Source organism: Blautia sp. CAG:237 (genome assembly GCF_000436615.1).
GTDB classification, from domain to species: Bacteria; Bacillota; Clostridia; order Lachnospirales; family Lachnospiraceae; genus Blautia_A; species Blautia_A intestinihominis.
Map to the genome: position 1 here is coordinate 1 of NZ_FR886689.1, position 13669 is coordinate 13669.

Annotated in this window: 13 protein-coding genes, 4 pseudogenes and 1 riboswitch; of the genes and pseudogenes, 1 reads left to right on the plus strand and 16 read right to left on the minus strand. The window is 44.9% G+C overall.

Annotation, left to right across the window (positions count from 1 at the left end; translation table 11 throughout):
• Window positions 1–284 precede the first annotated feature (284 nt).
• From QZL69_RS02700 to QZL69_RS02730, 8 genes and pseudogenes are all read right to left on the minus strand, one after another.
• Window positions 285–1061 (minus strand): fibronectin type III domain-containing protein, encoded by a 777-nt coding sequence (locus tag QZL69_RS02700; RefSeq protein WP_291517972.1) that lies wholly within the window; start codon window positions 1059–1061, stop codon window positions 285–287.
• Between the two features lie 117 nt (window positions 1062–1178).
• Window positions 1179–2570 (minus strand): alanine/glycine:cation symporter family protein, encoded by a 1392-nt coding sequence (locus QZL69_RS02705; RefSeq protein ID WP_022213687.1) that lies wholly within the window; start codon window positions 2568–2570, stop codon window positions 1179–1181.
• 496 nt (window positions 2571–3066) lie between these two features.
• Complete coding sequence (locus QZL69_RS02710) at window positions 3067–3309, minus strand: glycoside hydrolase family 30 beta sandwich domain-containing protein (protein ID WP_291517981.1); 243 nt, start codon at window positions 3307–3309, stop codon at window positions 3067–3069.
• Window positions 3286–4653, minus strand: a pseudogene (locus tag QZL69_RS13810) (HAMP domain-containing protein); the annotation flags it as partial. The pseudogene QZL69_RS13810 and the gene QZL69_RS02710, both read right to left, overlap by 24 nt.
• 48 nt (window positions 4654–4701) lie before the next feature.
• Window positions 4702–4854, minus strand: a pseudogene (locus QZL69_RS14065) (carbohydrate ABC transporter permease); the annotation flags it as partial.
• Window positions 4830–5330, minus strand: a pseudogene (locus QZL69_RS14070) (carbohydrate ABC transporter permease); the annotation flags it as partial. The pseudogenes QZL69_RS14070 and QZL69_RS14065, both read right to left, overlap by 25 nt.
• A gap of 456 nt (window positions 5331–5786) precedes the next feature.
• Window positions 5787–6032, minus strand: a pseudogene (locus tag QZL69_RS14075) (extracellular solute-binding protein); the annotation flags it as partial.
• Entirely contained in the window at window positions 5999–6199 is a 201-nt protein-coding gene (locus QZL69_RS02730; protein ID WP_022213691.1) for a hypothetical protein, read from the minus strand. The pseudogene QZL69_RS14075 and the gene QZL69_RS02730, both read right to left, overlap by 34 nt.
• Window positions 6200–6408: 209 nt before the next feature.
• Window positions 6409–6517: riboswitch (TPP riboswitch) on the plus strand.
• A 42-nt stretch (window positions 6518–6559) separates the two neighbouring features.
• On the opposite strand from QZL69_RS02730, the gene QZL69_RS02735 reads away from it, so the two are divergent.
• Entirely contained in the window at window positions 6560–7225 is a 666-nt protein-coding gene (locus QZL69_RS02735) for an energy-coupled thiamine transporter ThiT (protein ID WP_022213692.1), read from the plus strand.
• A 591-nt stretch (window positions 7226–7816) separates the two neighbouring features.
• Here the strand turns inward: QZL69_RS02735 and QZL69_RS02740 are convergent.
• From QZL69_RS02740 to QZL69_RS02775, 8 genes are all read right to left on the minus strand, one after another.
• Entirely contained in the window at window positions 7817–8647 is an 831-nt protein-coding gene (locus tag QZL69_RS02740) for an energy-coupling factor transporter transmembrane component T family protein (RefSeq protein WP_022213693.1), read from the minus strand.
• On the minus strand, window positions 8637–10361 hold the full coding sequence (locus QZL69_RS02745) for an ABC transporter ATP-binding protein (protein ID WP_022213694.1): 1725 nt from the start codon (window positions 10359–10361) through the stop codon (window positions 8637–8639). The genes QZL69_RS02740 and QZL69_RS02745 overlap by 11 nt, the downstream gene beginning before the upstream one ends.
• A gap of 111 nt (window positions 10362–10472) precedes the next feature.
• Window positions 10473–11024 (minus strand): ECF-type riboflavin transporter substrate-binding protein, encoded by a 552-nt coding sequence (locus QZL69_RS02750; protein WP_022213695.1) that lies wholly within the window; start codon window positions 11022–11024, stop codon window positions 10473–10475.
• Between the two features lie 77 nt (window positions 11025–11101).
• On the minus strand, window positions 11102–11761 hold the full coding sequence (locus QZL69_RS02755) for a ribonuclease H1 domain-containing protein (RefSeq protein ID WP_022213696.1): 660 nt from the start codon (window positions 11759–11761) through the stop codon (window positions 11102–11104).
• 13 nt (window positions 11762–11774) lie between these two features.
• On the minus strand, window positions 11775–12452 hold the full coding sequence (locus QZL69_RS02760) for a helix-turn-helix transcriptional regulator (protein ID WP_022213697.1): 678 nt from the start codon (window positions 12450–12452) through the stop codon (window positions 11775–11777).
• A gap of 67 nt (window positions 12453–12519) precedes the next feature.
• Window positions 12520–12894 (minus strand): RidA family protein, encoded by a 375-nt coding sequence (locus tag QZL69_RS02765; protein WP_022213698.1) that lies wholly within the window; start codon window positions 12892–12894, stop codon window positions 12520–12522.
• A gap of 66 nt (window positions 12895–12960) precedes the next feature.
• Window positions 12961–13176: a response regulator gene (locus QZL69_RS02770; protein WP_291517979.1), complete on the minus strand. Its 216-nt coding sequence runs from the start codon at window positions 13174–13176 to the stop codon at window positions 12961–12963.
• A 5-nt stretch (window positions 13177–13181) separates the two neighbouring features.
• Entirely contained in the window at window positions 13182–13502 is a 321-nt protein-coding gene (locus QZL69_RS02775) for a sensor histidine kinase (protein ID WP_022213700.1), read from the minus strand.
• Window positions 13503–13669 lie beyond the last annotated feature (167 nt).

The window sequence follows — 13669 nt, forward strand, 5'->3', positions numbered from 1 at the left end:
AAAAAGTCGAGTTAATTAAAGGATGAAATACTAGAAGTAACGAGAATGCGGCGCGCAGTTATTCAAGAAGTTTCGTTGTGTCTTTTTTGCTGAAATCCTGTATCATTTTTTCGAATGTCGACGCCATATATGCTCCTTCTTCCCCTTTAAGTTTTGCTGAAAAAATTATACTATTTTTCTGTGCAAAAACCAATGGGATGTCGCATTAAGCAGGTGAACTCAAAATCAGGCACCCGGTTTCGAAAAGCCGGATGCCTGGGATATACAGATATTTTATTATTTTGCTATACTCTGACAGATCTTGTTGCAGAAGTTTTTGTGTATACTCTTGTTCCGTTTATGTTTTTGTAGCCACGGATTCTGTAGTAGTATCTGGCGTTTCTTCTGAGTCCGCGGTTTGTGCAGGAAGTAGTTCCTCTTCCGACGGTTGCAATTCGTCTGTAAGTGCCACGGGCAGAAGTGCTCCGGAAGATTTCATAGCCATCTACACCACTGAATCGTCTCCATGTTAATTTCGCGGCTCCGGAGTAAGCCTTTCTGAGTCCGCTGAAGGAAACTGCATTTGCAAACTGACCGGTAAGCCGTACGGAATAGCGGTGTTTTTCGCTGTTGGATCTATAAATATCTGCCTGACGGATATAATAAGAACCGCCGTTTAAATTCATTTTTATCTTGATATAACATCTATTTGAGCTTCTGTTATAAGCCCATCCACTGTACACAGAACCGATTTCATTTCCACTGTTATTATAAACTCTGATAAAATCAAACGGAGAAGTTCCCTCTACAGAAATGGAAAGATATAGTTCCATTCTTGCCGGAATTTTCACATAAAAATAATCGTCATAACAGTCATATGGATCCATCAGCGTCGGTTTTACATTATTTCTTGCCGTTCCGTTGATCGTCCTGTTAAGATACATTGTTTTTGCAGTCCTCATCCAACTGTAAACTGCCGCCTGTGTCGTCTGTGCCGGTGTCAGGATTCCAGTGACCAATACTGCCACAATCATAATTGCACACGCTGTCTTTTTCCACATTGTCTTTAAATTTTCCATCATGTTTCCTCCTTCAGAAGTATGTTCTGTTGTTTATACTTTCAGTATACTCCAGAGTTTTGCAAATTTGTTTTTTATAAAAAAAGTCTTCCAGAATTTTTGTTCCGGAAGACTTTTGATTTATTTTGCTTTTTTGCTTTCTTCGTATTTTTTGAGCTCTCGCAATGCTTTTTCGCCCTGCGGGTACAGGATGATGATGTTGAAGACTGTCATAAGGCCGATTCCCACATCGCCAAGGTCCCATACAAAAGTATAGGCCGCAAGACCGCCGATGAACAGCATAATAAGTGCAAGAACTTTGTATGCAGTCTGGGATGCCCAGTTATCTCCAAAAAGATAGGCCACATTGCTTCTCGCATAAAACAGGATTCCAAGGAAGGTGGAAAAACTAAACAGGAACAGTGTCGCTGCAATGAAGATCACGCCGAATCTTCCGAGATGATGTTCCATTGCCGTCTGCAGAAGATCCATTCCGGAAAGTCCTGCGACTTTTTCTTCCGGTGCGAGGAGCATGATCATTGCAGTACAGCTGCAGATCACGATCGTATCTACAAAAACACCAAGTGCCTGTACAAGTCCTGCCTTAACCGGCTGATCACATTCTGCCGCTGCTGCCGCACACGGTGCAGAGCCGGAACCTGCCTCGTTGGAAAACAGACCTCTCTTGATTCCATTCATCAGTACTGCGCCGAAACCGCCGGCTGCCGCCTGACGAAGTCCAAATGCTTCCTGAAAGATCCTTGCAAAAACTCCCGGAAGGCTTCCAATGTTCATCACAATAATTAAAATTGTGATTGCAAAATAGCACACTGCCATTACCGGCACGACCATATCAAGCACTTTGACTGTCGCATTCTTACGAAGCACGATCACTGCTGCAACTACAACCAGTACAACCGTCGTATAGATCGGCGGAATAGAAAATGCATTCTTAAAGGAAGAAACAACAGAATTGCTGATAACCTGGCTGATACCACACCAGCAGATCAGACCGGAGATTGCAAATAATACAGAGAGCACGACTTTCTTTCTCTTTTTGCGCTGTTTTTCTTCTATGTATGCATGGATATAGTATGCCGGACCGCCCCGGTAACCGCCATACAGCGGGTCTTTTTCTTTGTAGAGCTGTGCTAGTGTCGCCTCGATAAAGGCGGTGGACGAACCGACCAGTGCTGTGATCCACATCCAGAACACTGCCCCGGCTCCTCCGGCTGATATCGCCGCAACCACGCCGACCAGATTTCCCATACCAACTCTGGTCGCTGTCGATACGACCAGTGTCTGGAACGATGACAGGCTGTTTTTGTCCTTCTTCTTCTCAACCAGCGCACTTACCATATCCGGAAACAGACGGATCGGCAGGAAACGTGTCCTGATCGTAAAATAGATTCCTGTAGGAATCAGCAGGATGATCAACAGTGAAATTCCAAGTGAACTGCCTCCCGGCAGCGGAATCTGCACCAGATTTCCCCACAGAAAGCTGTAAATTTTCTCAATTAAAGTAACAATCATAATTTAAACCCTCTCCCAATTTTCACATACGCCCGAAACATAAGGCTCCGGACAGATACCATTTCAGTATAGCTCATAGTAACCTGTAAACACAAGTGCTTTTGGGGTTTAAAGTCAAAAAACTTGAAAACGTTAAAGATTACATTTTGATATTTCAGTACTAAACATTTTATATTTTACGCCCATTTTGTTCTTCTTTGTGTTATACTATAAATGCTGCCGACCCTCCAGCAGGAAGGATGTGAATCTTATGGAAGAATTTTTATCCTCATTTCTTGTCTCCGTGTTAGCAAACGTAGCTAGCTACTACATATGCAAATGGCTGAGCGGAAGACGATAGGCAGCAACAGCCTAAACGGAACAGCTCACCGTTAACGAGCAAGAAAACCCCCAGAGCGGCAACTCTGGGGGTTTTCGTTTTGCCTTATGGAAGTTTATCCTCACTTCTTAGCTATTATTAGCATATGCCATAGTTATCGAAATGTCAACTATTAATTTATTTCCACTCCGTCATCACGCCGGACCCGATGGACTTCGGCTGAACAGTAATCTCTGTACAGTATTCTCCGAGGCGGATATGTGCTGTGAGTTCTTCATCGGTCCGGTTCAGGATGACGAAGGTGATCTTGTCATCTTTTTCGAAGGCTGTTACTTCAAGTTTGTCGGTGTATCTGCTCACGCCGATTCGGACTGCTCCCGGCTCAAGGAAATGGGTGAAATGCCAGAGATAGCCGAGGATATTGCTTTCTTTAAGTTCTTTACTGTCACGGTCAAAGAGGTATGGCGCATCACAGAAGTTTCCTACATGGTTCGGACCGCCCTCTTCGTTCAGGATCAGGTTCCAGTCGAGGAAGGTGTTCATCCCTTCGTTGAGATTTTCCATCATGTCGTAGGCATATTTCTGTGCATTGTTCAGATAATCGTCTGCAGAAAACTTGCTGTATTCAATGCAGGCTTCTGAGAGAAGGAGCTGCTTGTCCGGGTACTTCTCACGGATCATGCGCAGTGCTTCGAAATGATCTCCACTGTACCAGTGAAATGCCATTCCACGGATCATACTGGTCGTCTCTGTATCAATGATCGTCTCTGCCCATTCAAAAACACGCTCTTTGTTGTGATCCCACAGATAAATCCCGATGTCATCCAGGCCGTGTGCTTTAAGTGACGGTCAGAGATAATCCCGGAGAAATTCTTTCTGCTCTTCTGCTGTATAAATGCAGGAATCCCAGGTCTGAACTGCTTTTGGCTCGTTCTGCATCGTCAGTTTGGTGACGTGATAGCCTCTGTTCCTGTATTCTTCGATATATCGGCAGATATATTCTGCCCAGCGTTTGCGGTATTCCGGTTTCAGCTTGCCGCCGTGATTTCGCTCTCCGGTGGTCTTGTTAAAACATTCCGCCACTTCTCCTACTTCATCGTGTGTCATGACCTCTACCTGCTGCTCAAAATCACCGGTAGAAAATTCATTGATCGCTTCGCACAGCCTGCGCAGCGGCTTGGTCACCAGATTTGAAATGATCATCAAAAGCGGCATCAGTCCGATCAGCATACCGATCAGCAAGATCAACGGCATATAGGCGATATCCTGCACCTGCATCTGCAGACCATATGCCGGGACGACTTTGCAGACAATACTGGAGTTTTTGTCCGTCTGTGTGCAGATCACTTCATGATCTCCGTAAGTAAAATGTTTCTCACGTTCTTTATAATTCTGCTGGATAAAATCTTCGCCCGTCAGATAATCTTCCAGTTTCTCCGGAAGAGTTCCCGTCTTGACAAGCTCTCCGCCGTTTTTGTCCAGGATGAGGACGCTCTCTTTTTCATTTTTGGTGATATTCTGGCACAGATTCTGGAAATATTCCTGGCTGACACCGATTGCGATATAGCCCAGCGTTTTTTTCTGCGTCAGATCAAAAATCTCACGATAGAGCACGATCTTATCAGAACGATTGGTAAGATACGTATCGCCGTTGCCTTTCGGAACACTTTTCCACACCATGCCATTTTTGCTTGCCAGGGTTTCCCCATAAATATCCGTACTCCGCACCACATCCAGGTCATTGATATAGGTGCTTCCGTCCATACAGCGAAGATACGGGCGGATGCCGTTTTCCGGATAGATCGCGATGGTCTTGAGATATAATAGGAAGTGTCCGTCTACAAATGCTTTGACATAATTTCCCCACTGGATCTTCTGCGGGATGATGAGAAGTCCGCTTGTAAACATTTCCGTGCTGCTTGCGAGTGAAAAATCAACCAGCCATACCAGCGGAAAGATCTGAATGCCTGCTGATACAGATAGTTTGCCGCAAACTGTGTGCTGTTTCCAGGTCCGCCGTTTGTGAGAAGATAGACTGTCTCCATCTGTTTTAATGCGGAGATGACTGCCATGGTCACGTTTACCTGAATGACCGGTTTCATCAGTGGAAGTGTGATCTTGAGGAAAGTCGTTTTCTGGTCTGCTCCGTCGATCGTTGCTGCTTCATAGAGAACCGGGTCGATGTTTTTGAACCCTGTGTAATAGATCAGCATGCCCCATCCAAAGCCGTGCCAGATCAGTACTATCAGTACGGACCAGATTACATTGTCGGTCATCAGTTTTTTGTAGTTTTCCATTCCGATGAAGGTCGCTGTTCCCATTCCGGAATATTCCGTAAATCCGTAGTACACACTCAGACAGATCGGTGCGAGGATTGCAAAAAAGAATAACAAAAGTCCCGGAAGTACGAGGCTGATGCTTCTGTTTGATACGCTCTGGATCTCGCTTTCAATGCTTGTCTTGAATGCAGACGGTCCACAGTCGTTGATCGGGGTACCGGATACGCTTGTTGCATTGTTGACTGCGTCTACAAACTGCATCTGGAGTTCTGTTTCATCTCCGGTCATGTATGCGCTCTGATCCTGTGCAGACATTCCTACACCGTTTTCCCATCCATATTTGGAAAGTTTGTCTGGCTGGTACATGTAATTGAGGAATTTTACAGCTTCTTCTTTGACTTCGGAATCAGCAGAAACTGCATATCCGCCGCCGTTCCATGCAGCAATGTCAGTTGCTGTTCCCTTGCCGCCGTCAATCACCAGCATGGTAAATACGCGGATATTTGTACGGATTTCCTCCGGGATATCTTCATTCAGTGCCATGGATGCTTCCCAGCCGTTGTCTTCGAACATTTTCTGATTGTAGTAGAATCCTGCTACGTCTGTGTTTCTTGGAAGTCCATAAAGTTTTCCGTCTTTCATAAATCCGTCAAGGGAACCGGAAATGAATCCGTAGTCTTTGTAATCATCCTGATTCAGTTCCGCAAGAACTCCTGCGTCAAGAACTTCGTCAAGGAAAGCCGGCTGTCCCCAGATGCTTACAACATCCGGCATGCCTTCCATGGAATAGGCTTTGAATTTTGTCTTGTAGGCTTCCTCATCGAGTGCTTCTACTTCGATGGTGACATTTGGATTTTCTTCCATATAATCATCTGCTCTACAAGTCCCTGTCCGTTTTTACGGTCCGGAAGGTTTGAGAAGACCTTTAAGGTCACTTCGTCATCTGCTTTTACGATCGTTGCGCCTGTTCCTGCCATCACTGAAAATGTCATCATCGCTGCCATTCCCGCTGCTACCACTTTACGTTTCATATTATTTTTCCTCCCTGATACATGCAAAATAGTTGTTTTTTGTTACGGCCGTTTGTTTTATCTGATGATAGAATTCTACCATTGAAAAGGGTGAGTTTACAGATAGTAACTTTTTAAAAAAGTGGAAAATTTTTGAAACTTGACGTTGCCCTTTCATTTGTTTATAATGAGCATATCTGGAGATTCAGATGATTTTTAATTTACATACGGATTGATAACAGGGGAGCTTGTATGACAGGCTGAGAGGAAGTTTTCAACTTCGACCCATAACCTGATTTGGATAATGCCAGCGTAGGGATGCGTTAGATGAGATTTATGATCTCCTTTGTTTTCAATCGAAGACGAGGGAGGTCTTATTTTATGTTTAACTTTATGGTTACAAGTGACGGCGGGCTGACTACAGCCGGATATGCCATCGCGATCATCGCCGGAATCGTTCTGTTTCTGGCTGCGATCTATTTTGCAGGCAAGCATTCAGAGAAACAGAAGCTTACTACAAGGCAGCTTGTGTTCTGTGCTGTGGCAATGGCGCTTGCTTTTGTTACTTCTTATCTGAAGATTTTTACTCTGCCGTGGGGTGGAAGTGTTACTCTTTGCAGTATGCTGTTCATTGTACTGGTTGCTAACTGGTATGGTGTTGGAACCGGTATTACTGTCGGTCTTGCTTATGGAATCCTGCAGTTTATCCAGGAGCCATATGTACTTTCCTTCTTCCAGGTTTGCTGTGATTATATTCTTGCGTTTGCTGCACTTGGCGTTGCGGGATTTTTTGCAAAGCAGAGCCATGGACTGCTTAAGGGATATATTGCGGCGGTTATCGCAAGGGGTGCGTTTCATGCACTTGGGGGATATCTGTATTGGATGAGTTATATGCCGGAAAATTTCCCGAAATCTCTGACTGCGGTTTATCCTATTGTGTATAATTATAGCTATCTGGTTGCAGAAGCTATTATTACTGTAATTGTGATTTCTATTCCGGCGGTGGCGAAGGCACTGGTGCAGGTTAAGAAGGCTGCAATTCAGTAATTAAAGGGGACTGCCCTTTGACCTGTTAATTTCATTGACATTTGGTTTTTTCAGGGTGTGTACCCTGGGGGATTTGTTTTACATTTGGAATGTAAGAAAATCGCGAAGGGACGTCGCCCGTCCCCTCGCCACCCCTGGGCTGGGTGTTTGACGGGAATTTTTTCTTATGTAGTACCCTTTGAAAAATTCTCTTGGTGTTTCAGGTCAGAAGACTTTCGTATGAATGATATCGCAATATGTAAGAATGGCAGGATTCTTCTCTTTTATATGGAGAAGATGTCCTGCCATTTTAGCATACTATTGGTTTATTGGTCGTAAATCAAGATTCCAGGGGCTGCAGCATCTAATTTTAAAGCTTGTATTGACCTGAGTAGAAATGATTGCAATTCAAACCATCTATTTTCGGTCGCTCTATGGACTCCCAGACACCTTACTCTTCTACAGGCCATTTTCCACCTAAATTTCTCTTGATCCAATATATACTTACTCTTCTACCAGTCATCCCAATACCCTTAATTTCCGTTTTCCCAGTAAATCCAACACCCATCCAACTACCTTAAGTTTCCATTCCCAGCAAAGTTAGTACCCTTACTATATGAAAGGATTATAAAACCGTCCAAACTTAATAGTTACAGTCAAACTTACAATCAACAGCACCACGCCCAGCCCCAGGGCAATAAAATCACGTCTTGCAAACGGCCTCCTGGTATACCAGGTCCGTTTCCTATTTTTTCCAAAACCACGCAACTCCATCGCATTGGAAATTGTATCAATGCGATTCAGACTTGTCAGTATCAGTGGCAACAAAATATTGACAGAGTTCTTCAACCTGGAAAAAAAGTGCTCATTTTTCCCAAGTTCCACACCCCTAGCCTGCTGCGCCTGGCTGATACTATGGTAATCTCTCTGGATATCCGGAATATACCGAAGTGCGATCGCCACAGAATACCCCACCTTATAAGAAATCCCAATACTATTCAAACTCGCTGCAAACTCACTCGGGTTTGTCGCAGAAATAAACAGAATCGCTACCGGCAATGCCACGAAATATTTCAGAGAGATATTCAGCATATAAAACATCTGCTCCGCGGTCACATCATATCTCCATAACAAATGACAAAGCACATGTCTCGTTCCATACAGATTCGTTCCCTGATTCGGGTCGAACAGGAAAATAAACACATTATTCAAAAGCAAAAAAACAAGCATAAAGATCATCATAAACCGCACTTCGCGGTATTTGATCTTGCTGAGCTTAAACGCTGCAAGACTAACTGCAAAAAGCCCCAGCAGCACCCAGATATTATAAGTGATCATGCTTGCGAACGTAAACAGCAGGAAAAATGCCAGCTTGGTAGTTCCTGTCATCTTGTGTACTACGCTGTCGCGGTCCAGATAGTTTAATACAGTCTTAGCGGCCATGGCTTCTCACCTCCCTGTCTTCTCCGATAAATCTTTCTACAAATACCTCCGGCGGTGTGATCTCGCAGTGGTTTGCCAGTGTAAAGAGACTTGTCTCTTTCAGCGCGGCACGCTCGATCAGTTCCGGATCACAGAGTACTTCAGAAGCTCTGCGGTCTGCGATCAGCTGTCCATCTGAAAACACAAGCGCCCTTGGTGTATATTCCAGCATCAGATGCATATCATGCGTGATCATAACAACCGTCACTCCACGCTCATTGAGCTTACGCAAAAACTCCATTATCTCTGTATAATGCTTGAAATCCTGTCCTGCAGTCGGCTCATCCAGGATGATCAGTTCCGGGTCCTGCACAAGTACACTTGCAATCGTCACACGCTTTTTCTGACCGAAACTCAATGCCGATACCGGCCAGTTTCGGAATGGATAAAGCCCGCAGATTTTGAGCGTATCTTCTACTTTCTGGTGAACTTCCGCCTCTGCCATTCCAGATTTCTGAAGGCTCAGTGCTACCTCGTCATAGATCATTGTCTTGGAGATCATCTGGTTTGGATTCTGCATAACATATCCAATGTATTTCGCACGATGACGGATATTTTCTTTCAACAGATCTTTTCCGTGGAAGGAAATCTCTCCGGAATCCGGGTCTTCAAATCCGCAGACCAGCTTGGAAAATGTTGATTTTCCTGCACCGTTTCGTCCCACAATGCTGACCATCTCACCTTTATCGATCGACAGGCTTACATTTCGCAGTGTCTGATGGTCTTTCGTATAACCGAAGCTTAAGTTGCGGACTTCCAGGAGTTTTTCGCGTTCTCCTGCATCTTCCTGAATCGGCTGTGCCTCGAACCAATCCTGAAGTTTCTTACGGTCTATATCGTCCAGCACAACAGAATCTACGTGTGCAGGTTTCTTCTCTTTTGTAATATCAATTCCTGCGTAACGCATGGCAGTCACATAAAGCGGCTCACGGATTCCGTTATCTGCAAGCAGACTTGTAGAAAGAAGTTCATCTGGCGTCATGTCCGCGAGGATTTTTCCCTCGTTCACCAGTACGATACGGTCAACATTTCTCCAGAGGACATCTTCCAGACGATGCTCAATGATCAGAACCGTCGTGTCTGTTTTTTTCTGGATCTCATCGATCAGCTCAATTGCCTGTTTACCGGCGGCCGGATCGAGATTTGCCAGAGGCTCATCAAACAGAAGGATTTTTACCTGATCCACCATGACTCCTGCAAGGCTGACTCTCTGTTTCTGTCCGCCAGACAGTTCATGCGGTGCATAATCCAGATGATTCTCGATTCCTACCAATTCTGCGGCATGTCTCGTAATTTCATGCATTTCATCCTGAGGTGTACAACTGTTTTCCAGTGCAAACGCAATGTCCTCGCCGACAGTCAGACCAATAAACTGACCATCCGGGTCCTGCAGAACAGTTCCTACATGTGCAGACAGTTCAAAAATACTGCTGTGCGGTGCATCTACGCCATCTACTGTCAGCGTACCTTTGCACTCGCCTGGATTGGAAAAAGGATTCAGACCATTCACGCAACCAGCGAGTGTACTCTTACCACTTCCCGATGGGCCAGCGATCAGCACCTTTTCGCCCGGATAAATATCTAGATTGATTCCGGTCAGTGTGGGCTTTTTCTGCGCCCGGTACTGGAATGAAAAATCTTTGAATGAAATAACAGGGGATTTTTTTTCAGTCATTTAAACACCTCAAATTTAATACTCACAATAAATAACAAATGCAATAGAAAAAGCCTTTTCACAAGCCAGAACAGCCATATGAGAAGGCTTTATTACTTTTAAGCAACCATCTTATTCCATATCCAGAGAACCTTTTTTTGCAATGGTCTTGGTATATGCCAGAACAAGAAGTCCACCTACGATCACGCCGGTAATGCTGTTGGAAACTGCTGCGAACACACCCTGTGCAAAAACTTTGTTTGCCGGTTCTGCATAGATCAGGATGTCAAGAACAGGAGCTACAACTACCCAGCCGATCACGTGTGCGATCACGTTGGAAACTACAAATACTACAACTTTGCCTTTACCGAACTCGCCGTCCTGAACGTTGAGTTTCTTGGCAAATAATCCGATGACCACACCGACAAATGCAGATGTGATAACCCAGCTCCACCACGGGCTTCCACCCCAGGAAAGATCGATCAGAGCGTGACCGATGAAACCGATCAGTCCGCCTGCAACCGGTCCGTACATAGCAGCCAGAAGTGCAAGTACTGCATACTGAAGGCTGATGTTTGTATTTGGTACCGGGCTCGGTATTGCAACAAAACGTCCGAGTACAAAGAACAGTGCTGCGCCGATTCCGACAGCAACTACGGTTTTGATACTGCTGTTGTTTTTCATAATAATATCCTCCTCAAAAAGTTCTGCTCTGGTCATGCCAGAGTCAGTGATAGTATAAGGCTTTTTGACAGATTTTGTCAATGGATTCCAAGTGCTTCTTTTGCAAGTTCATCCACCATATCATTATATTTATCATTAGAATGTCCCTTAACCTTGCGGAATTCAATATGAACACTCTTTTTCGCTTTCTGGTAGAAATCGCGATACGCGATCGTCCCGGCTTTATTTGCCTTCCAGTCGCCGTTGCACCAGCTCGCAATCCCCTGATAATCGTGGTAGATGATAATAGAGGGAATTTTGTGATCCAGAGCGTACTGCATCGCCGCCTCGCTTCCTTTGATCTCACCAGCCACGTTTCGCATCTGTGCCAGCTCCGGGTCGGACATTTTCTGTGAAAACTTTTCTTCTCTTCCATCGATCAGAACGACCATTCCGTAAGAAAATTCTTTCGTGCCTGCGTGGTAACTTCCGTCGACGTAGATTTCTACTGCGTCTGCTGCATTACTGTCTGCCTGCATCCCATTTGCAGCCACCACACTTCCCACACCAGAGCCAGAAGCACCAGATATACCTGCCTCCTGCCTAATCCCCAGATACTCCTTCGCTTCCGCTTCCGTCCCAAAACTCTTATATATCGCGCCCGGATACCCCATCACCTGCTTCTTACACTCGTCCCAGGTAAGGAACATCCCGGTCTTTCTTCCCTGTCTTACTGCATAAAATTTCTTCTTTGCCATGCTGCCTCCTGTTCTATTCCTGTTCCAGATTCCTCAAATGCAGATACACCGTATTCTTGCTGATTCCAAGGATTTCCGCGGTCCTGACTACCGCATCTTTCATGTTGTAGACGCCTTTCTGATAAAGTCTCTGGATGATCTCCTTGTTTCGGTTGGAGGTCGGGATGTCTTTGTCCTCAATGACCTCGCGTCGGATCTCCTCTACCATGTCTTCCAGAAGTTCCACGCTGCTGGAGGAAAAATTCTCTTTGCGGTTTTCGTACTGCTCCTGTGGTTTCAAGCCGCATGCCACGAAGTTGCTGATATATTCTGAGAATGGTGTGTTCAGATAAAAATTGATGCAGAGCAGTCCGATGATGCGGTCTTTTTCTCCGCGGACAGGAATCGTCACGGATTTCAGCGGTTCCCCCTTCTTATTGTGAGTAAAATACGTAATCCCGCGGCTATCTGCATCTTCCTTCTGCATCTCTTCCAGAAGATCAAGTGCAAGGTCTGTGAGAGGCGCGCCTTCTGTTCTTCCTGTGTGAAGCCCATGAATTACTTTAACCGCAGAGCTTGAGTAATCCTCCAGACTGTGAAGCACCAGTTCGTACCCTTCCCCAAGATACATGGACAGCCCTTCCAGCATCGTGCTGTAGGATTTCAGGATCTCACGGTCTGTTTCCGTTAATTTCACATGATGGTCTTTCATTTTATTCTCCTGCAACGCAAAAAGGGGGTGTCGAAACATCCCCTTCTTGTGCTGTATTTCTTATGATTTATTCTGCTACTGCGATTGCTTCTACTTCGCACAGAACGTTCTTCGGAAGCTGTTTTACAGCAACACAGGAACGAGCCGGTTTGCTTGTGAAGTATTTCTCATAAACTGCATTGAATGCAGCGAAATCTGCCATGTCAGCAAGGAAGCATGTTGTCTTTACAACGTTGTCAAATGTAAGACCAGCTTCTTCGAGGATTGCTCCAACGTTCTTGCAGGACTGCTCTGCCTGAGTCTCGATCTTGTCGCCTGCAACTTCGCCTGTAGCCGGGTCTACCGGGATCTGGCCTGATGCGAATACGAAGTTTCCTACCATTTTTGCCTGTGAATATGGTCCGATTGCTGCTGGTGCGTTTTTAGTTTCAAGTGTTTTCATGATGAATTCCTCCCGTACTTTTTTCTTTATCATATCACTGAATTTTTGTTTAGTCAATGTAATATTTTACAAATATTTTTTCATCAGTGCATAGAGTGTTTCGATCCGTATCAGTTTGGCCATATGGTCATTCATTCCTGCCTTAAGTGCCTCCTGTACGTCCTCTTCAAAGGCATTGGCTGTCATGGCTATGATCAGCTTCGATGCGATCTCCTGATTTTCCAGTCTTCGGATCCGTCTTGTTGCTTCGTAGCCGTCCATTTCCAGCATCTGGACATCCATCAGTACTACATCGACAAAGTCTGGTTCCGCCGCAGTTTGTCACAGATGACATCTTCATTCACAACATCGTCTGTATCAATAAAGAAATCCAATCGCTTCGCCTTGATGTCTGACTGAAAGATATTTCGGAGGTCATGCATCACTACAGGAATACTGCATTCATTTTCTTCTATTTTGACTTTGCCACTCTCAATGCGGCTCATATCAAGCACATCATTGAGCAGGGAAAGGAGATGATTGCTGGAGACCATGATCTTGCTGAGATAACCTTTGAGCCGCTCAGGATCCTCCAGGTGAGTTGCTGCAAGAGATGTAAAAATTTCCATTCTTTTCCTTCCTGTATTAAAAAAAGCTTCCAGTCGCTACAGTGCTGCATGTAGGTCTGGAAGCTGAATAAGATTTCTTAAGTCCAAAACATACTATATTTATTATAGAAGTCTTCAACGCTTTTATCCAGTGAACTACTCGGCAACAAGTTACCAGAGCATCTGAA

Coding starts and splice junctions, on each gene's coding strand:
- QZL69_RS02700 (WP_291517972.1), bottom strand. CDS start 1,061: ATGATGGAAAATTTAAAGACAATGTGGAAAAAGACAGCGTGTGCAATT.
- QZL69_RS02705 (WP_022213687.1), bottom strand. CDS start 2,570: ATGATTGTTACTTTAATTGAGAAAATTTACAGCTTTCTGTGGGGAAAT.
- QZL69_RS02730 (WP_022213691.1), bottom strand. CDS start 6,199: ATGAAACGTAAAGTGGTAGCAGCGGGAATGGCAGCGATGATGACATTT.
- QZL69_RS02735 (WP_022213692.1), top strand. CDS start 6,560: ATGTTTAACTTTATGGTTACAAGTGACGGCGGGCTGACTACAGCCGGA.
- QZL69_RS02740 (WP_022213693.1), bottom strand. CDS start 8,647: ATGGCCGCTAAGACTGTATTAAACTATCTGGACCGCGACAGCGTAGTA.
- QZL69_RS02745 (WP_022213694.1), bottom strand. CDS start 10,361: ATGACTGAAAAAAAATCCCCTGTTATTTCATTCAAAGATTTTTCATTC.
- QZL69_RS02750 (WP_022213695.1), bottom strand. CDS start 11,024: ATGAAAAACAACAGCAGTATCAAAACCGTAGTTGCTGTCGGAATCGGC.
- QZL69_RS02755 (WP_022213696.1), bottom strand. CDS start 11,761: ATGGCAAAGAAGAAATTTTATGCAGTAAGACAGGGAAGAAAGACCGGG.
- QZL69_RS02760 (WP_022213697.1), bottom strand. CDS start 12,452: ATGAAAGACCATCATGTGAAATTAACGGAAACAGACCGTGAGATCCTG.
- QZL69_RS02765 (WP_022213698.1), bottom strand. CDS start 12,894: ATGAAAACACTTGAAACTAAAAACGCACCAGCAGCAATCGGACCATAT.
- QZL69_RS02770 (WP_291517979.1), bottom strand. CDS start 13,176: ATGGATGTCCAGATGCTGGAAATGGACGGCTACGAAGCAACAAGACGG.
- QZL69_RS02775 (WP_022213700.1), bottom strand. CDS start 13,502: ATGGAAATTTTTACATCTCTTGCAGCAACTCACCTGGAGGATCCTGAG.